This is a genomic window from Streptomyces canus (assembly GCF_001514145.1).
GTDB lineage: Bacteria > Actinomycetota > Actinomycetes > Streptomycetales > Streptomycetaceae > Streptomyces > Streptomyces canus.
Window position 1 is genome coordinate 201,013 of sequence record NZ_KQ948668.1, and the last position, 17,732, is coordinate 218,744.

At 70.6% G+C, this 17,732-nt stretch carries 17 protein-coding genes and 1 pseudogene; 11 read left to right on the plus strand and 7 right to left on the minus strand.

Features of this window, described 5'->3' with window-relative positions; genetic code table 11:
* Positions 1-26: 26 nt before the first annotated feature.
* The 3 genes from AQJ46_RS35020 to AQJ46_RS35025 all read right to left on the minus strand — a co-directional run bounded on the left by AQJ46_RS35020 (position 27) and on the right by AQJ46_RS35025 (position 3,589).
* Complete coding sequence (locus tag AQJ46_RS35020; RefSeq protein ID WP_059209379.1) at positions 27-2,393, minus strand: Tex family protein; 2,367 nt, start codon at positions 2,391-2,393, stop codon at positions 27-29.
* 93 nt (positions 2,394-2,486) lie between these two features.
* Positions 2,487-2,618, minus strand: coding sequence for an LPFR motif small protein (locus AQJ46_RS58535; RefSeq protein ID WP_252100478.1), 132 nt, complete (start codon positions 2,616-2,618; stop codon positions 2,487-2,489).
* A gap of 101 nt (positions 2,619-2,719) precedes the next feature.
* The gene (locus AQJ46_RS35025) at positions 2,720-3,589 is read right to left on the minus strand and encodes an SCO6745 family protein (protein ID WP_059209380.1); all 870 of its coding nucleotides are present in this window, start codon (positions 3,587-3,589) and stop codon (positions 2,720-2,722) included.
* 113 nt (positions 3,590-3,702) lie between these two features.
* On the opposite strand from AQJ46_RS35025, the gene AQJ46_RS35030 reads away from it, so the two are divergent.
* Positions 3,703-4,662, plus strand: coding sequence for a GlxA family transcriptional regulator (locus AQJ46_RS35030; RefSeq protein ID WP_059209381.1), 960 nt, complete (start codon positions 3,703-3,705; stop codon positions 4,660-4,662).
* A 10-nt stretch (positions 4,663-4,672) separates the two neighbouring features.
* Positions 4,673-5,323, plus strand: coding sequence for a DJ-1/PfpI family protein (locus AQJ46_RS35035; RefSeq protein ID WP_059209382.1), 651 nt, complete (start codon positions 4,673-4,675; stop codon positions 5,321-5,323).
* On the opposite strand, the gene AQJ46_RS35040 is transcribed toward AQJ46_RS35035, so the two are convergent.
* Positions 5,295-6,059, minus strand: coding sequence for an enoyl-CoA hydratase/isomerase family protein (locus AQJ46_RS35040; protein WP_059209383.1), 765 nt, complete (start codon positions 6,057-6,059; stop codon positions 5,295-5,297). The genes AQJ46_RS35035 and AQJ46_RS35040 overlap by 29 nt on opposite strands.
* A gap of 70 nt (positions 6,060-6,129) precedes the next feature.
* On the opposite strand from AQJ46_RS35040, the pseudogene AQJ46_RS35045 reads away from it, so the two are divergent.
* Positions 6,130-6,734: pseudogene (locus AQJ46_RS35045) on the plus strand (HdeD family acid-resistance protein).
* A gap of 126 nt (positions 6,735-6,860) precedes the next feature.
* Positions 6,861-7,370, plus strand: coding sequence for an ATP-binding protein (locus tag AQJ46_RS35050; protein WP_059209384.1), 510 nt, complete (start codon positions 6,861-6,863; stop codon positions 7,368-7,370).
* A gap of 6 nt (positions 7,371-7,376) precedes the next feature.
* Here AQJ46_RS35050 and idi read toward each other — a convergent pair whose 3' ends face one another.
* The 3 genes from idi to galE all read right to left on the minus strand — a co-directional run bounded on the left by idi (position 7,377) and on the right by galE (position 10,199).
* The gene (idi, locus tag AQJ46_RS35055; RefSeq protein ID WP_059209385.1) at positions 7,377-7,970 is read right to left on the minus strand and encodes an isopentenyl-diphosphate Delta-isomerase; all 594 of its coding nucleotides are present in this window, start codon (positions 7,968-7,970) and stop codon (positions 7,377-7,379) included.
* Positions 7,971-8,157: 187 nt separating this feature from the next.
* Complete coding sequence (locus AQJ46_RS35060) at positions 8,158-9,093, minus strand: cation diffusion facilitator family transporter (RefSeq protein ID WP_059209386.1); 936 nt, start codon at positions 9,091-9,093, stop codon at positions 8,158-8,160.
* Between the two features lie 143 nt (positions 9,094-9,236).
* Entirely contained in the window at positions 9,237-10,199 is a 963-nt protein-coding gene (gene galE / locus AQJ46_RS35065; protein WP_059209387.1) for a UDP-glucose 4-epimerase GalE, read from the minus strand.
* Between the two features lie 277 nt (positions 10,200-10,476).
* On the opposite strand from galE, the gene AQJ46_RS35070 reads away from it, so the two are divergent.
* The 7 genes from AQJ46_RS35070 to AQJ46_RS35100 all read left to right on the plus strand — a co-directional run bounded on the left by AQJ46_RS35070 (position 10,477) and on the right by AQJ46_RS35100 (position 17,543).
* Positions 10,477-12,270 (plus strand): DUF5941 domain-containing protein, encoded by a 1,794-nt coding sequence (locus tag AQJ46_RS35070; RefSeq protein ID WP_059209388.1) that lies wholly within the window; start codon positions 10,477-10,479, stop codon positions 12,268-12,270.
* Positions 12,267-13,019, plus strand: coding sequence for a phosphocholine cytidylyltransferase family protein (locus AQJ46_RS35075; RefSeq protein ID WP_057610194.1), 753 nt, complete (start codon positions 12,267-12,269; stop codon positions 13,017-13,019). Before AQJ46_RS35070 ends, AQJ46_RS35075 begins: the two co-directional genes overlap by 4 nt.
* Entirely contained in the window at positions 13,007-14,068 is a 1,062-nt protein-coding gene (locus AQJ46_RS35080; protein WP_059209389.1) for an iron-containing alcohol dehydrogenase family protein, read from the plus strand. The genes AQJ46_RS35075 and AQJ46_RS35080 overlap by 13 nt, the downstream gene beginning before the upstream one ends.
* On the plus strand, positions 14,046-14,825 hold the full coding sequence (locus AQJ46_RS35085) for a CDP-alcohol phosphatidyltransferase family protein (RefSeq protein WP_079072546.1): 780 nt from the start codon (positions 14,046-14,048) through the stop codon (positions 14,823-14,825). The genes AQJ46_RS35080 and AQJ46_RS35085 overlap by 23 nt, the downstream gene beginning before the upstream one ends.
* Positions 14,826-14,833: 8 nt before the next feature.
* Complete coding sequence (locus tag AQJ46_RS35090; RefSeq protein ID WP_387531666.1) at positions 14,834-15,706, plus strand: glycosyltransferase family 2 protein; 873 nt, start codon at positions 14,834-14,836, stop codon at positions 15,704-15,706.
* A gap of 99 nt (positions 15,707-15,805) precedes the next feature.
* On the plus strand, positions 15,806-16,735 hold the full coding sequence (locus AQJ46_RS35095; protein ID WP_059209390.1) for an ABC transporter permease: 930 nt from the start codon (positions 15,806-15,808) through the stop codon (positions 16,733-16,735).
* Complete coding sequence (locus AQJ46_RS35100) at positions 16,728-17,543, plus strand: ABC transporter ATP-binding protein (RefSeq protein ID WP_404828493.1); 816 nt, start codon at positions 16,728-16,730, stop codon at positions 17,541-17,543. The genes AQJ46_RS35095 and AQJ46_RS35100 overlap by 8 nt, the downstream gene beginning before the upstream one ends.
* The last annotated feature ends 189 nt before the right edge of the window (positions 17,544-17,732 follow it).

Sequence of the window (17,732 nt, forward strand, 5' to 3'; positions counted from 1 at the left end):
CGGCCCGCAGTTCCCCCCCACGACCGTTACCGCCCCTTCTTCTTGGAATCCAGCAGCCCGGCCTTCCGCAGAGCATCGGCCATCGCACTGTTGCCCGGAGCAGGCGCCTGCTGCTGACGCGGTTGCTGCCGCTGCCGCTGCTGAGGAGGCCGCCCACCCCGCTGCTGCTGTCGCCGCTCCCCGCCGGAGGCCGCCGCCTCGTCGTCCAGCCGCAGCGTCAAGGAGATCCGCTTCCGCGGAATATCGACCTCCAGCACCTTCACCTTGACGATGTCACCGGGCTTCACGACATCCCGGGGATCCTTGACGAACGTCTTCGACAGCGCGGAGACATGCGCCAGACCGTCCTGGTGGACACCGACGTCGATGAACGCCCCGAACGCCGCCACATTCGTCACGACCCCCTCCAGCACCATCCCGGAGACAAGGTCGGAGATCTTCTCGACGCCGTCCTTGAAGGTCGCCGTCTTGAAGGCGGGCCGAGGGTCGCGCCCCGGCTTCTCCAGCTCCTTGAGGATGTCGGTCACGGTGGGCAGACCGAACGTCTCGTCCACGTAGTCCTGCGGCCGGAGCGAGCGCAAGACGCCCGTGTTGCCGATGAGGGAGGCGACCTCCTGTCCGGCGGTCTTCACCATGCGCCGCACCACCGGGTACGCCTCGGGGTGCACGCTGGAGGAGTCCAGCGGGTCGTCGCCGCCGCGGATCCGCAGGAAGCCCGCGCACTGCTCGTACGCCTTGGGGCCCAGCCGGGCCACCTTCTTCAGCTCGGTGCGCGCCTTGAAAGGACCGTTGGCGTCCCGGTGCGACACGATGTTCTCGGCGAGCCCGGAGGTGATCCCGGAGACCCGGGCGAGCAGCGGGGCGGACGCGGTGTTCACATCGACCCCCACGCCGTTCACACAGTCCTCCACCACCGCGTCCAGCGAACGGGACAGCTTCACCTCGGACAGGTCGTGCTGGTACTGGCCGACGCCGATCGACTTCGGGTCGATCTTCACCAGCTCGGCCAGCGGGTCCTGGAGCCGGCGCGCGATGGAGACCGCGCCGCGCAGCGACACGTCCATGTCCGGCAGCTCCTGCGAGGCGAACGCCGAGGCCGAGTACACGGAGGCGCCCGCCTCGGACACCATCACCTTGGTGAGCTTCAGCTCAGGGTGCTTGGTGATGAGTTCACCGGCGAGCTTGTCGGTCTCGCGGGACGCCGTGCCGTTGCCGATCGCGATCAGGTCGACCGCGTGCTCCTTGGCGAGGCGGGCCAGCTTGGCGATCGCCTCGTCCCACTTGTTGGCCGGGACGTGCGGGTAGATGACGTCGGTGGCGACGACCTTGCCGGTCGCGTCGACCACGGCGACCTTCACACCCGTACGGAATCCGGGGTCCAGGCCCAGCGTCGCGCGCGTGCCGGCCGGGGCGGCGAGCAGCAGGTCGCGGAGGTTGGCCGCGAACACGTTGACCGCCTCGTCCTCGGCGGCCGTGCGCAACCGCAGCCTGAGGTCGATGCCGAGGTGTACGAGGATGCGGGTCCGCCATGCCCAGCGGACCGTGTCCGTCAGCCACTTGTCGCCGGGACGGCCGCGGTCGGCGATCCCGAACCTGTGGGCCACCATGCCCTCGTAGGACGAAGGCCCCTCCGTGGCCTCCTCCGGCTCCAGGACGAGGTCGAGGACCTCCTCCTTCTCACCGCGCAGCATCGCCAGGATCCGGTGCGAGGGCAGGTTCGTGAAGGGTTCGGCGAAGTCGAAGTAGTCGGCGAACTTGGCGCCCGCCTCCTCCTTGCCGTCCCGCACCTTGGCGGCCAGACGGCCGCGCACCCACATGCGCTCGCGGAGCTCGCCGATCAGGTCGGCGTCCTCCGAGAAGCGCTCGGTCAGGATCGCCCTGGCGCCGTCGAGCGCGGCCTGCGCGTCGGGCACGCCCTTGTCGGCGTCCACGAACGCGGCGGCCGCGGCGAGCGGAGCGACACCCGGGTCCCCGAGCAGGCCCTCGGCGAGCGGCTCGAGGCCGGCCTCGCGGGCGATCTGCGCCTTGGTGCGGCGCTTCGGTTTGAACGGCAGGTAGATGTCCTCCAGGCGCGCCTTGGTCTCCGCGCCCCGGATCCGCGCCTGAAGCTCCTCGGTGAGCTTGCCCTGCTCGCGCACCGAGTCGAGGATCGCCGTCCGCCGCTCCTCCAGCTCCCGCAGATACCGCAACCGCTCCTCGAGCGTGCGCAGCTGCGCGTCGTCGAGCATCTCGGTCGCTTCCTTGCGGTAGCGGGCGATGAAGGGAACCGTGGAACCGCCGTCGAGCAGTTCCACGGCAGCCTTGACCTGCCGCTCCCGTACGCCGAGTTCCTCGGCGATCCTGCTTTCGATCGACCCTGCGTTGGTGGACCCGCTGGACCCGGGTGTCGTCACGATCCCGTACCGCCTTCTCACTGAGGTTGCGCGGCAATTGTGGCAGGCGGCACCGACAGTCGGGGATCAGGCGCGGTCATCCGGCCGTCGTCATCAGGCCCTGCGGCTCCTCGTGGAGCTGGACGCACCGCCGAAGAGCCGGGCCAGCGCCCGGAACGGCAGCGTCACCACGGTGGCGATGGCGCCACCGATCTGGCGCAGTACGTCTGCGATCGCGCGGAACATGTGCATCCCCTTTCCTCTCCCGGCCACCACGACCAGGAGATGAACGGGTACCTCCGTGACGGCGCGGCAATCTTCGCTGCGCGGACTTGATCCGTCATGGCTCAGCGCTTGCCGATCAGGTCCGCGGGATAGGCCCCCGCGGCCGTCGCGGTACGCGCGAACCCGATCGCGAGCTCCGTCAGCCGCCGTACGTCCTCGGCCCCGAGGTGCTCGTACGGGGCCCGGTCCAGCCGGTCGGTCTCCGCCTCGATCCCGTCCCGCAGGGCGGCACCTCGCTCCGTCAGCTCGCCGTCGGCGTCCAGCAGCCCGCGCTCGCGGAGCCGTCCGACGGCCGCGTCCCACTCCTGTCGGGTCCATCCGCGCGTGGTGAACACCCAGGGCGGCGTCATGCCCCTGCCCGTGGCCGTGTGGGTCACCAGGGCCTCCAGGCCGTCGAGCCCCGCGGACATCAGGGCAGCGAGATGCCCGTCGCCCCGGTGTTCGCGCAGCAGTGTCGCGGCGTGCCAGAACGCCAGGTGGGGCTCCTGGGGCACCGGCAGATCGGCATGCGCGGAGTACAGCGGGCGCGCGGCGCGCGAGCAGGCCTCGGTGGCGCGGAGGGCGAGCCGCGCCGCCTCGGCCATCTCGTCGGATGCCACGGCCTGCTCACCCAGCAGGCGGCGCAGTGTCGAGTCGACGGCACGCGCGCGTGCCGCCAGAACCTGTTCGGGCGTGGCGGTCCGCCACACCGCGGGCACATGCTCGGCCACCAGCTCGTGCTTGTAGTTGTAGAACGCGGCCGTCACCGCCCCCGGGCCGACCGGCCCCAGCGCCGCGGCCCGCACCGCGAAGTTGACGGCCCTCGGGTGCGTGACGCCGATCGCGGCCAGCTCCCTGCCCAGGTCGGGAGAGAAGTAGTGCGCGGCGTGCAGGGAATTGAGCGGGTTGTGACATCGGCGGCCGGCGCGCGGTTCCAGGACGGCAGTAGTCATGGCGTGCAGGTTACCGACCGCTTGGTATCCCCTCTACGGGGGAGCTCCTGATGGCAGAAAAGGTGGGGAACCCGTCATTGCCGCCATCGCCGGTGCCCCCAAGAATCGAGAACATGGCCCAGCGAACCGTTCTCTTCGTCCTCTTCGACGGCATGCAGAGCCTCGACGTCACCGGCCCGCTGGAGGTCTTCGCCGGGGCCGAGCAGCACACCCCGGGCACCTACCGCATCCGTACGGCCTCGCTGGACGGCGCTCCCGTACGCACCTCCAGCGGCCTGACCGTCGTACCGGACGAAACCCTCGCTCAGACCGATGCCCCGCACACCCTCGTGGTGCCCGGGGGCCAGGGCACCCGGCGCCCCGATGCACACCTGACCGACTGGCTGCGCGAGCACGGCCCCCGGGCCGAGCGGCTGGTCTCGGTGTGCACCGGCGCCATCCGGCTCGCCGAGGCGGGGCTCCTGGACGGGCGCCGCGTCACGACGCACTGGGCGTACAGCGACAAGCTCGCCCGCGACCACCCGGCCGTGGAGGTGGACCCGGACCCGATCTATGTGCGTGACGGGCAGGTGTCGACGTCCGCCGGCGTCACCTCGGGCATCGACCTCGCGCTCGCCCTGGTCGAGGAGGACCTGGGCCGGGACGCCGCCCTCACCATCGCCCGCCACCTGGTCGTCTTCCTGCGCAGGCCCGGCAACCAGGCCCAGTTCAGCGCCCAGCTCGCCGCCCAGACCGCCCGGCGCGAGCCGCTGCGCGAGGTTCAGCAGTGGATCACCGAACACCCCGCCGACGACCTGAGTGTCGAGACCCTCGCCGCCCGCGCCCGTCTCTCGCCCCGCCACTTCGCCCGTGCCTTCCAGACCGAGACCGGCATGACACCGGGCCGGTACGTCGACCGGGTCCGGCTGGAACACGCCCGCCGCCTCCTGGAGGACACCTCGGACGGCATCGAGGAGATCTCCCGCGCCAGCGGCTACGGCACCCCCGAGGGGATGCGCCGCGCCTTCGTCAAAGCCCTCGGCACGGCCCCGTCCGAGTACCGCCACCGCTTCCATCCGACCCCGGCCCACTGAAAGGACTCCCGTGCAGATCGCCATCGTCCTCTACGACCGTTTCACCGCCCTGGACGCCGTAGGACCGTACGAGACCCTCGGTCGTCTCCCCGACTCCGAGGTCGTCTTCGTCGCCGAGGAGACCGGCCCCGTCCGCACCGACAGCGGGAACCTCGCGCTGGTCGCCGACAGGACCTTGGCCGAAGTGCCGAACCCCGATGTGGTGGTCGTCCCGGGCGGCCCGGGGCAGACCCCGCAGATGACGAACGAGGCACTCCTCGACTGGATCCGCGTCGCCGACACCACCAGCACCTGGACGACGTCCGTGTGCACCGGCTCCCTGCTGCTCGCAGCCGCGGGCCGCCTCGAAGGGCGTCGTGCGACCTCGCACTGGCTGGCGCTCGACGAACTGAGGAAGTTCGGGGTCGAGCCGACGGGGGAGCGGGTCGTGACGGACGGCAAGTACGTCACCGCGGCCGGGGTCTCCTCCGGCATCGACATGGGGCTCGAGCTGATCGGCCGCATCGCGGGCGAATTCGTCGCCCAGGCCGTACAACTCGGCATCGAGTACGACCCGCAACCGCCCTACGACGCCGGAGCCCCGCAGAAGGCCCCCGCCGACGTCGTCGAGCTGATCCGGTCGAGGAGCCGGTTCATCCTCGGCCAGGCACCGACCACGTGAACCGCGGCTGACGGCGCTCCAAGAACGCGGCGACGCCCTCCGCGGTGTCGCCGCTGCCCCGCGCCTGCCCGGTCCAGTACGCGTCCCGGTCCGTGCGGCCGTTCGCGAACTCCTTCGCCGCGGCCTGCGTCAGCTGCGAGCGGGACGCCAGGATCCGGGTGAACTCACCGACCCGCTTGGCGAGTTCGCCCTCGGGCAGCACCTCGTCGACCAGGCCCGTGCGCAGTGCACGCTCCGCGTCGATCAACTCGCCGGAGAACAGAAGGTACTTGGCGGCGGCCGGGCCGACCAGCGACACCAACCGCCGGGTGGAGGACGCCGGATACACGATCCCGAGCTTCGCCGGGGTCACCCCGAACAGCGACCCCTCCTCGGCGAACCGCAGATCACAGGCCGCCGCGAGCTGCGACCCGCCGCCCACACAGTGCCCCCGGATCGCCGCCAGCGTCGGCTTCGGGAACGCGGCGAGGGCCTCCTCGGCGAGCACCGCGAGCGCCTGCGCCTCTTCGGGCGACCGCCGCAGCGTGGAGATGTCGGCGCCCGCGCAGAACGTCCCGCCCGCCCCGGTCAGCACGAGCGCCCGTACCCCCGGATCGTCGGCCAGCGTGTCCAGCAGCGGCGGCAGCGCCCGCCACATCGCGGCCGTCATTGCATTGCGCTTGGCCGGATGGTGGACTACGACGGTAGCGACCGAGTCGGTGACGGTGTGCAGCAGCTGCGGCTCCGAGAGCTCCATAGCGTCGGATGCTAGTCGTATGCCCCGACCGTACGATCAAGAAGGGGTCCGCGGCGCGAGGAGGCCCCGCATGGCGGTGAACAAGGCGGAGAACCCCGAGACGGCCAGGCTGAGCCGCGATTTCGGCCGGCTCGCGGCGCTCGGTGTGATCCTGGTGCTCGCCGGACTCGTCGGGCTGATCTACACCGGTGTGGCCACGCTCACCTCGATGATCCTCTTCGGCTGGCTCCTGCTGATCGGCGGTGTGGTCGGACTGCTGCACGCGGTCCAGGCCCGGGGCTCCAACTTCTTCTGGCTCGGTGTCGTGGTCGCCGCCCTGAACATCGCGGCCGGCGTCGTCGTCATCGTGCGCCCCGAGGCGGCGCCGCGGCTCTGACCATGTTCGCCGCGCTGCTCTTCCTGACCGGCGGGGTGTTCCGGCTGGCCGGCAGCCTGGTGGTGCGCGGACCGCAGTTCGGCTGGACCCTCGTGCAGGGCGCCTTCGGTCTGCTGCTCGGCATCCTGGTCCTGGCCTCCTGGCCGAGCAGCAGCCCATACGTGATCGGCTGCTTCTTCTCGCTCGCCCTGCTCTTCGACGGCCTCGGCCTCATGGCCACCGGCTTCGGCGGCCGCAAGATCGTCGGAATGGTCACCGAGCAGCACGAGGCCGCCACCAAACAGACACACCTCGAATAGTTCTGCGCGAAATCGGTCAGCGGCACTCGATATCCGCTGACTTCTGTTCAGACATCCGGGGTGGAGTGACGCGCTGCCAACACTCGACATGTGGTGACAATCGAGCGCAAGGGTGGCGACCGAAGAATGGACGACCATGGGCGCGGGTCCGGCCCTCGCCCACTGGACGGCGGAGAGGACCCCCTCGACCCGGGCACACCGGATCCGCTGCCGTACGAGGGTGTGTGGCGGTTCACCGCACCCGCAGTCGACGCGTCGGTCCCGCAGGCGCGACACGCCGTGCGGGACCTGCTGTACCGCCAGGGAGTGCCCGTCTCGGACGACCTCGTCCAGGGTCTCCTGCTGATCGTGTCGGAGCTCGTCACGAACGCCGTCCGGCACGCGGCGCTGCTCTCGCCGATGCTCGCCGTGGAGGTGGCCGTGGGCGCGGAGTGGGTGCGGGTGTCCGTGGAGGACAACCACCCCTACCGGCCGACCGCTCTGGAGGCCGCCCACAGCGAGACGGGGGGCCGGGGGCTGCTGCTGGTCCGTGAGATCACCCGGGAGGCGGGCGGGGTCTGCGACGTCGAGCACACGTCCAGCGGCGGCAAGGTGATCTGGGCCGCCCTGCCGCTCAAGTCCGTGCGCGTGCCCTGAGGGCGGTCACCAGCCGGCGGAGGGGCCCGTCAGCTCCCTGACCGCGGGGCGGGCCGCGTCCAGCACCGTCATGAACCAGGACGAGAAGGCGTCCTTCGCGTGCCGCTCCGCCAGCTCGTCCGGCGTCACGAACGCCGTCGCGCCGACCTCCTCCGGGTCCGGGGCGAGCGGGGACTGCACCATGCCGACGAACAGGTGGTTGTACTCCTGCTCGACCAGGCCCGAGTCGGGGTCCGGGTGGTTGTAGCGGACCGTGCCCGCCTCGGCGAGCAGCGACGGGGACACGCCCAGCTCCTCGTAGGTCCGCCGGGCCGCCGCCGCGAAGGGCGCCTCGCCCGGGTAGGGATGGCCGCAGCAGGTGTTGGACCACACGCCGGGGGAGTGGTACTTGCCCAGGGCGCGCTGCTGGAGGAGCAGCCGGCCCCGCTCGTCGAAGAGGAACACCGAGAAGGCGCGGTGCAGCTGCCCCGGCGGCTGGTGAGCGGCGAGCTTCTCCGCGGTGCCGATCGTCACACCGTGCTCGTCGACCAGTTCCAGCAGGATCGCGTTCGCGGCGCCGTTCGACGGAGTGTGCGTCGTGGTGGCAGGTGTGGTCGGCATACCCATCCTTCACATCGGTCTTCGCGCCCCAAGTGTGCCGCACGTATCCGGCACTCCCGGCAGTTGATCGTGCCCGGCGCGGCGGGCGGGGAACCGCTCGGGGAGGTGCTGTCGGGTGGAGGACGCAAAGGTGCGCCGGATCGCTGCATTCCGTCAGAACGGGCGTTTCATGCACCGTACACGTGTGTCAGTGGCACAGGCGCGCCTCGTGTTCCGCGTGCCCGCTCGGCTCCAGCTGGAAGGTGCAGTGCTCCACGTCGAAGTGGTCTCCGAGGCAGTTCTGGAGTTCGTGCAGCATCTTCTCGTGACCGATCGCGCTGAGGACGTCGGAGCGCACGACCACGTGCGCGGACAGCACCGGCATGCCCGAGGTGATCGTCCAGGCGTGCAGGTCGTGGACGTCCTCCACGCCGTCCAGGGCCAGGATGTGCGTGCGCACCTCCGTCATGTCGACGTCCTTGGGGGCCGACTCCAGCAGGACGTCGAGGGTCTCGCGCAGCAGCTTGACCGTGCGCGGCACGATCATCAGGCCGATGACGAGGGACGCGATCGGGTCGGCGGCCTGCCAGCCCGTGGTGAGGATCACCACGGCCGAGACGATCACCGCGAGCGAGCCCAGCGCGTCCGCCGCGACCTCCAGGAACGCCCCGCGCACGTTCAGGCTCTCCTTCTGGCCGCGCATCAGCAGGGTCAGCGAGATCATGTTCGCGACGAGACCGATCGCACCGAACACGATGGTCAGCCCGCCCTCGGTGCCGGCCGGCGTGATGAACCGCTGGATCGCCTCGTACAGGACGTAGCCGCCGACGCCGAGCAGCAGCAGACAGTTCGCGAGGGCGGCGAGGATCTCGGCGCGCGCGTACCCGAAGGTGCGGTTGCCGGTCGCCGGGCGGTTCGCGAAGTGGATCGCGAGGAGGGCCATGCCGAGGCCCAGCGCGTCCGTCGCCATGTGCGCCGCGTCGGCGACCAGGGCGAGGGAGTCCGCGAGGACGCCGCCGACGATCTCGACCACCATGACGGTGAGCGTGATCGACAGCGCCACCCGCAGCGTGCCGGCGTACGCCGCGGTCGCCGTACCGCCGGCCGGCGCATGCGAGTGCCCGTGATCGTGCCCTGCCCCCATGGAAGCCGCCTCCTACGCGTTGTCCCCGAAAAGCCCGTCCTGGATCACAGTGAACTACGGGTAGGGGGTATCGGGCAACGCGGCACTGAACACCGTTGTCATGTGCCCTGACCTGCGGAAACGAAGCGCAGGTCAGGGATCCCTCAGTGGTGGTGCAGCAGCCAGCCCCGCCAGGCGGAGTCGATCATCTCGCGCACCCCTCGCCGCGCGCTCCAGCCGAGCGTCCCGGCGGCCCGGGCGGCCGAGGCCACCGACACGGGCGCGTCTCCCGGACGCCGGGGCTCCACGACGGCCGGCCGTCGGTCTCCGGTCACCTCACCGATCACCGTGACCATCTCGCGCACGGACACGCCCTCGCCGCGACCGATGTTGACCGTCAGATCGCCGCTCTGTCCGCTCAGGTGCCGGGCCGCCGCGAGATGGGCCTCGGCCAGGTCGGACACGTGGATGTAGTCACGGACGCAGGTGCCGTCCGGCGTCGGGTAGTCGTCACCGAAGATCCGCGGGGCCTCGCCGCGCGTGAGCCGGTCGAAGACCATCGGGACGATGTTGAAGACCCCGGTGTCCGCGAGCTCCGGCGTCGCGGCACCGGCGACGTTGAAGTAGCGCAGACACACCGTGGAGATCCCGTGCGCCTGCCCGGCCGCCCGCACCAGCCACTCCCCGGCGAGCTTCGTCTCGCCGTACGGGTTCACGGGGGCGCACGGCGTCTCCTCCGTGATCAGTTCCACATCGGGGTTGCCGTACACGGCCGCCGACGAGGAGAACAGGAAGCGCTCGACACCGGCCTCCGCGACCGCCTCCAGGAGGGTCGCGAGGCCGCCGAGGTTCTCCTGGTAGTAGCGGGTCGGCTGTGCCACCGACTCCGCGACCTGCTTGCGCGCCGCGAGATGCACCACACCCGTCACCGCGTGTTCGGCCAGCACCCGCTTGAGCAGGCCGCCGTCGAGCGAGGAGCCCCGCACCAGCGGCACGTCGGCGGGCAGCCGTGCGGGGACGCCCGCCGAGAGGTCGTCCAGGACGAGCACCCGCTCACCGGCCCCCGTCATGGCCCGCGCCACATGTGCCCCTATGTACCCGGCACCGCCGGTGATCAGCCACGTCATGGTCGCCCACCCTATGCCGACGCCCAGGGCTCCCGGCGATGTCCTGGATGTCCGCTCTGTGGGGCGCGGTTTGTGAGCGAGGGCCCGGATCACCGATGATGATCGCGGCAAAGGCCGGGGGAGGCGTCGTTGATCGGCCCGTTAACGGGCGGTGAACGCGGTCTTCTTGGCATCCGATAGCCTCTGCCGACATGCCGCCCGCCTGGTGCAGCCAAGGGGCGCCCCCATCGTGCACATGACCGGCGCCCGCGCGTCGGCACCCAGGGAGTGAGTTCGGTTGTCGACCGCCATCCTCACCGGTCAGCCGGTCCCCGGATCGTCGATCGAGGGTGATCTGCGGTCTCTCGGCTTCGACGTGCGGGTCGCCGTGGACGCCGCCGACGCCGAGCGGCTGGTCGCCGAGGCACCCTGCGAGCAGCGGGTCGCCCTCGTCGACGCCCGCTTCGTCGGCCACGTGCACGCCCTGCGCCTCGGCCTCACCGACCCCCGCTTCCCGCTCGCCGCCGTGCCCGGTGCCGTCACCGCACAGCCCGAAGGGCGCGTGACGCTCACTCGGGCGCTGGCCCGCGACAACTCCGCGGGCGGCGGCACGGCGCTGGCGGTGGACAGCCTCCCGGACCGCATCGTCACCGCGCTGGCCGACGACGGCGCCGAGGTGTACCGCCCCGAGCTCGGCAGCCTGGTCGCCGCCGTCCCCGCCGACCCGCAGGCCCGCAACGAGGCACGGCAGGCCGTCGCGGACGTCGACGACGAGGCCGTACGCCTGAAGTCGGCCGTGAAGTCCCGGGACGGCTTCTTCACCACGCACTTCATCAGCCCCTACTCCCGCTACCTCGCCCGCTGGTGCGCCCGCCGCGGCCTGACCCCGAACCAGGTCACCACCGCCTCCCTGATCACCGCGCTCATAGCGGCGGCCTGCGCGGCCACCGGTACCCGCGGCGGGTTCATCGCCGCCGGCGTCCTGCTCATCGCGTCCTTCGTCCTGGACTGCACCGACGGCCAGCTCGCCCGCTACTCCCTCCAGTACTCCACGCTCGGCGCCTGGCTCGACGCCACCTTCGACCGGGCCAAGGAGTACGCCTACTACGCGGGCCTCGCCCTCGGAGCGGCCCGCGGCGGCGATGACGTCTGGGCGCTGGCGCTGGGCGCGATGATCCTGCAGACCTGCCGCCACGTCGTCGACTTCTCCTTCAACGAGGCCAACCACGACGCGACCGCCAACACCAGCCCCACGGCGGCCCTTTCGGACAAGCTCGACAGCGTCGGCTGGACGGTGTGGGTACGGCGGATGATCGTCCTGCCGATCGGTGAGCGCTGGGCGATGATCGCGGTCCTGACGGCGGCCACCACTCCTCGTATCACCTTCTACGCCCTTCTCATCGGGTGCGCCTTCGCGGCGACCTACACGACGGCGGGCCGGGTGCTGCGGTCGCTGACGCGGAAGGCGCAGCGCACGGACCGGGCGGCGCAGGCGCTGGCGGACCTCGCGGACAGCGGACCGCTGGCCGGACTGCTGGCGCGCATCCTGCCGGGCACCCCCCGTGGCACGGCGCCGCTGAGCGCCGCCGCCGGTGCGGTCGCGACGGCGCTGGCGGCCTGGGCGTGGGGTCCCGACTGGATGGTCGTCCTGGTCGCCGGCCTGTACGTCCTGCTGTCCGCCGAAGCCGTCTCGCGGCCCCTCAAGGGCCCCCTCGACTGGCTGATCCCCCCGCTCTTCCGTGCCGCCGAATACGGCACCGTCCTGATCCTCGCGGCCACGGCGGACGTGAACGGAGCCCTTCCCGCGGCTTTCGGCCTGGTGGCCGCCGTCGCCTACCATCACTACGACACGGTGTACCGCATCCGCGGCAACGCCGGAGCGCCCCCGGCCTGGCTGGTGCGCGCCATCGGGGGGCACGAGGGACGGACGCTGCTCGTCACCGTCCTGGCCGCGCTGCTCACCGCTTCGCAGTTCACGGTCGCGCTCACGGTCCTGGCCGTGGCGGTGGCCCTGCTGGTGCTCGTCGAGAGCATCCGCTTCTGGGTGTCCGCAGGGGCGCCCGCCGTACACGATGAAGGAGAACCCGCATGATCGGCCTCGTGCTGGCGGCCGGCGCCGGACGCCGTCTGCGCCCCTACACCGACAGCCTTCCCAAGGCTCTGGTGCCGGTGGGGCCCGCGGGCATAGAGGGCGAACCCACGGTTCTCGACCTGACCCTCGGCAACTTCGCCGAGATCGGTCTGACGGAGGTCGCGGTCATCGTCGGCTACCGCAAGGAGGCCGTGTACGAGCGCAAGGCGGCGCTGGAGGCGAAGTACGGCCTCAAGCTCACCCTCATCGACAACGACAAGGCCGAGGAGTGGAACAACGCCTACTCCCTGTGGTGCGGCCGTGACGCCCTCAAGGACGGCGTGATCCTCGCCAACGGCGACACCGTGCACCCGGTCTCCGTCGAGAAGACGCTGCTCGCCGCCCGCGGCGAGGGCAAGCGCATCATCCTGGCCCTGGACACCGTGAAGTCCCTCGCCGACGAGGAGATGAAGGTCGTCGTCGACGCCGAGAAGGGCATGACGAAGATCACCAAGCTGATGGACCCGGCCGAGGCCACCGGTGAGTACATCGGCGTCACCCTCATCGAGGGCGCCGCCGCCCCGGAACTTGCCGACGCCCTGAAGACGGTCTGGGAGACCGACCCGCAGCAGTTCTACGAGCACGGCTACCAGGAGCTCGTGAACCGCGGCTTCCGCATCGACGTCGCGCCGATCGGCGACGTCCAGTGGGTGGAGATCGACAACCACGACGATCTCGCCCGCGGACGGGAGATCGCGTGCCGCTACTGACAAGGCTGATTCCCGCGCCGGTCGTCGTGGACATCCGCCCCGGCGCCCTCGACGACCTGGCCGGTGTGCTCGCCGACGAGCGGATCTCGCACTCCGGCAAGCTGGCCGTCGCCGTCAGCAACGGCTCCGGCGCCAAGCTGAAGGAGCGGATTGCTCCCGCCCTGCCCGGCGCCACCTGGTACGAGGTCGGCGGCGGCACCCTCGACGACGCGATCCGGCTGGCCGGCGAGATGAAGGCCGGCCACTACGACGCGGTCGTCGGACTCGGCGGCGGCAAGATCATCGACTGCGCCAAGTTCGCCGCGGCGCGCATCGGCCTGCCCCTGGTCGCCGTACCGACCAATCTCGCGCACGACGGCCTGTGCTCGCCGGTCGCGACCCTCGACAACGACGCGGGCCGCGGCTCGTACGGCGTGCCCAACCCGATAGCGGCCGTCATCGACCTCGACGTCATCCGCGAGGCCCCGGTGCGCTTCGTGCGCGCGGGCATCGGCGACGCGGTCTCCAACATCAACGCGATCGCCGACTGGGAGCTGGCGAACCGCGTCAAGGGCGAGAAGATCGACGGACTCGCGGCCGCCATGGCCCGCCAGGCCGGCGAGGCCGTGCTCCGGCACCCGGGAGGTGTCGGCGACAACGACTTCCTCCAGGTGCTGGCCGAGGCCCTCGTCCTCACCGGCGTCGCGATGTCGATCTCGGGCGACTCACGGCCCGCGTCCGGCTCCTGCCACGAGATCAACCACGCGTTCGACCTGCTCTACCCCAAGCGCGCCGCCGCCCATGGCGAGCAGTGCGGCCTGGGCGCGGCCTTCGCGATGTACCTGCGCGGAGCCCACGAGGAATCGGCGTACATGGCCGAGGTACTGCGCCGGCACGGACTGCCGGTCCTGCCGGAGGAGATCGGCTTCACGCCCGCGGAGTTCGTCCGCGCCGTGGAGTTCGCCCCGCAGACCCGCCCCGGCCGCTACACCATCCTCGAACACCTCGACCTCAAGACCGACCAGATCAAGGACATCTACACCGACTATGTCAAGGCCATCGGTAGCTGAACTCCGTCCGGTCGTCCACCCCGCAGGGGTCAAGGACCGGCGCAGCGGTGAGCACTGGATGGGACGCCTCTACATGCGTGAGGTGTCCCTCCGGGTGGACCGCTACCTGGTGAACACCAAGGTCACGCCCAACCAGCTCACGTACCTGATGACCGTCTTCGGTGTCCTCGCGGCCCCGGCCCTCCTGGTGCCGGGGATCCCGGGAGCCGTGCTCGGCGTGGTGTGCGTCCAGATGTACCTGCTGCTGGACTGCGTCGACGGCGAGATCGCGCGCTGGAAGAAGCAGTACTCGCTGGGCGGCGTCTACCTCGACCGGGTCGGTGCCTACCTCACCGACGCCGCCGTGCTCGTCGGCTTCGGTCTGCGCGCCGCCGACGTGTTCGGCAGTGGGCGTATCGACTGGCTGTGGGCCTTCCTCGGCACCCTGGCCGCGCTCGGCGCGATCCTGATCAAGGCCGAGACCGATCTGGTCGGCGTCGCCCGCCACCAGACCGGGAAGCCGCCCGTCCAGGAGGCGGCCGCCGAGATGCGCTCCTCCGGTATGGCACTGGCCCGCCGGGCCGCCGCCGCGTTCAAGTTCCACCGGCTGATCCTCGGCATCGAGGCCTCCCTGCTGATCCTGGTCCTCGCGATAGCGGACCAGCTGCGCGACGACCTGTTCTTCTCGCGGCTCGGCGTCGCGGTGCTCGCCGGTATCGCCCTGCTCCAGACCCTGCTGCACCTTGTGTCGATCCTCGCCTCCAGCAGGCTGAAGTGAGCACCGGCATGAAGGTCGGCGCGGTCATCATCACCATGGGCAACCGCCCCGAGGAGCTGCGCGCCCTGCTCGACTCGGTCGCCAAGCAGGACGGCGACCCGGTCCAGGTGGTCGTCGTCGGCAACGGCTCGCCCGTCCCGGACGTCCCCGACGGCGTCCGCACGATCGAGCTGCCGGAGAACCTCGGCATCCCCGGCGGCCGCAACGTCGGCATCGAGGCCTTCGGGCCCAGCGGCCGTGACGTCGACATCTTGCTCTTCCTCGACGACGACGGCCTCCTCCCGAACCACGACACCGCCGAACTGTGCCGCCAGGCCTTCGAGGCCGACCCGAAGCTCGGCATCGTCAGCTTCCGCATCGCCGACCCCGACACCGGGGTCACCCAGCGCCGGCACGTCCCCCGGCTGCGGGCCGCCGACCCGATGCGCTCCTCCCGGGTCACCACCTTCCTCGGCGGCGCCAACGCCGTACGCACCCAGGTCTTCGCCGAAGTCGGCGGCCTCCCGGACGAGTTCTTCTACGCCCACGAGGAAACCGACCTGGCATGGCGGGCCCTCGACGCGGGCTGGATGATCGACTACCGGTCCGACATGGTGCTGTACCACCCGACGACCGCGCCCTCGCGGCACGCGGTCTACCACCGCATGGTCGCCCGCAACCGCGTCTGGCTCGCCCGCCGCAACCTGCCCGCGCCGCTGGTCCCGGTCTATCTCGGCGTCTGGCTGCTCCTCACCCTGCTGCGCCGTCCCTCGCGGCCCGCCCTGAAGGCCTGGTTCGGCGGCTTCCGGGAGGGCTGGAGCACGCAGTGCGGACCGCGCAGGCCGATGAAGTGGCGTACCGTCTGGCGCCTGACCCGACTGGGCCGGCCCCCGGTCATCTGACAAGCTCGTTCCTGAGAGCGACCGGGCCGCACCGCGGCCCCAGGCTCATGCCCTGCCCCGCACAAGGCTGCGCATCCCGAAGAGGAAAGCTATCCATCAGTGAGTGAGACAACGCACGACGGCACGGTCGCGGTGAGCGCGCCCGTGTCGCCCGACGAAGGCCTGACGGCGGCACAGCTCGCCGTCCGGAACGGCCTGACCGTGAGCGGCGCCAGGCCCTCACTCGTCGAGTACGTCCGCCAGCTCTGGGACCGGCGCCACTTCATCCTCGCGTTCTCGCGGGCGAAGCTGACCGCCCAGTACAGCCAGGCCAAGCTCGGCCAGCTGTGGCAGGTGGCGACGCCGCTGCTGAACGCGGCCGTGTACTTCTTCATCTTCGGTGTCATCCTGAACGCCAGCCGTGGCATGCCGAAGGACGTCTACATCCCGTTCCTGGTCACGGGCGTCTTCGTGTTCACGTTCACGCAGAGCTCCGTCATGGCGGGCGTCCGCGCCATCTCCGGCAACCTCGGCCTGGTCCGCGCGCTGCACTTCCCGCGTGCCTCCCTGCCGATCTCCTTCGCGCTCCAGCAGCTCCAGCAGCTGCTGTTCTCGATGGTCGTGCTGTTCGCCGTGGCGGTCGGCTTCGGCCACTACCCGGACCTGTCCTGGGCGCTGATCGTCCCGGTGCTGATCCTTCAGTTCCTCTTCAACACCGGTCTGGCGCTGATCATGGCCCGCGCCGGTGCCAAGACACCCGACCTGGCGCAGCTCATGCCGTTCGTGATGCGTACCTGGATGTACGCCTCCGGCGTGATGTTCTCGATCCCGGTCATGCTGGCCGACAAGCCGCAATGGCTCGCCACGGTGCTCCAGTGGAACCCGGCGGCCATCTACATGGACCTGATGCGCTTCGCCCTGATCGACGAGTACGGCGCCGAGAACCTGCCCGACCATGTCTGGGCGGCCGCGGGCGGCTGGGCCGCGCTCTTCGCGCTCGGCGGTTTCGTGTACTTCTGGAAGGCGGAGGAAAGGTACGGCCGTGGCTGAGGACATCAGGGACGAGCACACCACCGGCGTCATCGCGGACGAGCACACTCCCACCGTCATCGCGGACGAGCTGCACATCGTCTACCGCGTCAACGGCGCCAAGACCGGCAAGGGCAGCGCGACCGCCGCGCTCAGCCGCATCCTCAAGCGAGGCTCCGACGACGCGGCGCGGGGCGTGCGCAAGGTGCACGCCGTCAAGGGCGTGTCCTTCGTCGCCTACAAGGGCGAGGCGATCGGCCTGATCGGCTCCAACGGCTCCGGCAAGTCGACCCTGCTGCGCGCCATCGCGGGTCTGCTGCCCGCCGAGAGCGGCCGCGTCTACACCCACGGCCAGCCCTCCCTGCTCGGCGTCAACGCGGCACTGATGAACGACCTCACCGGCGAGCGGAACGTCATCCTGGGCGGGCTCGCGATGGGCATGACCCGGGAGCAGATCAGGGAGCGCTACCAGGAGATCGTCGACTTCTCGGGGATCAACGAGAAGGGTGACTTCATCACCCTTCCGATGCGCACCTACTCCTCCGGCATGGCGGCCCGCCTGCGCTTCTCCATCGCCGCCGCCAAGGACCACGACGTACTCATGATCGACGAGGCCCTGGCCACCGGCGACCGCTCCTTCCAGAAGCGCTCCGAGGCTCGCATCCGCGAGCTGCGCGAGACCGCGGGCACGGTGTTTCTGGTCAGTCACAACAACAAGTCGATCCGTGACACCTGCAACCGCGTCCTGTGGCTGGAACGCGGCGAGCTGCGCATGGACGGCCCGACCGACGAGGTCATCAAGGAGTACGAGAAGTTCACGGGCAAGTAGTCCACTGCGCCGCGGACGAACAGGACCGCTCCGCTTGACCGGGCCCCGCCGGAACTGATCCGGCGGGGCCCCGCGTCTGCAAAGGAAACGTCAACTTCGTGCCCCCTTAGGAATCTTGGGGCCAATCGGTGTGTTGTTGTGATGTGCAGGACACCCCGACGATCCTTGCCGCGTTGTACAACGTAAGCT

Coding starts and splice junctions, on each gene's coding strand:
- AQJ46_RS58535 (WP_252100478.1), bottom strand. CDS start 2,618: ATGTTCCGCGCGATCGCAGACGTACTGCGCCAGATCGGTGGCGCCATC.
- AQJ46_RS35025 (WP_059209380.1), bottom strand. CDS start 3,589: ATGACTACTGCCGTCCTGGAACCGCGCGCCGGCCGCCGATGTCACAAC.
- AQJ46_RS35030 (WP_059209381.1), top strand. CDS start 3,703: ATGGCCCAGCGAACCGTTCTCTTCGTCCTCTTCGACGGCATGCAGAGC.
- AQJ46_RS35040 (WP_059209383.1), bottom strand. CDS start 6,059: ATGGAGCTCTCGGAGCCGCAGCTGCTGCACACCGTCACCGACTCGGTC.
- AQJ46_RS35050 (WP_059209384.1), top strand. CDS start 6,861: ATGGACGACCATGGGCGCGGGTCCGGCCCTCGCCCACTGGACGGCGGA.
- idi (WP_059209385.1), bottom strand. CDS start 7,970: ATGCCGACCACACCTGCCACCACGACGCACACTCCGTCGAACGGCGCC.
- AQJ46_RS35060 (WP_059209386.1), bottom strand. CDS start 9,093: ATGGGGGCAGGGCACGATCACGGGCACTCGCATGCGCCGGCCGGCGGT.
- galE (WP_059209387.1), bottom strand. CDS start 10,199: ATGACGTGGCTGATCACCGGCGGTGCCGGGTACATAGGGGCACATGTG.
- AQJ46_RS35075 (WP_057610194.1), top strand. CDS start 12,267: ATGATCGGCCTCGTGCTGGCGGCCGGCGCCGGACGCCGTCTGCGCCCC.
- AQJ46_RS35085 (WP_079072546.1), top strand. CDS start 14,046: ATGTCAAGGCCATCGGTAGCTGAACTCCGTCCGGTCGTCCACCCCGCA.
- AQJ46_RS35090 (WP_387531666.1), top strand. CDS start 14,834: ATGAAGGTCGGCGCGGTCATCATCACCATGGGCAACCGCCCCGAGGAG.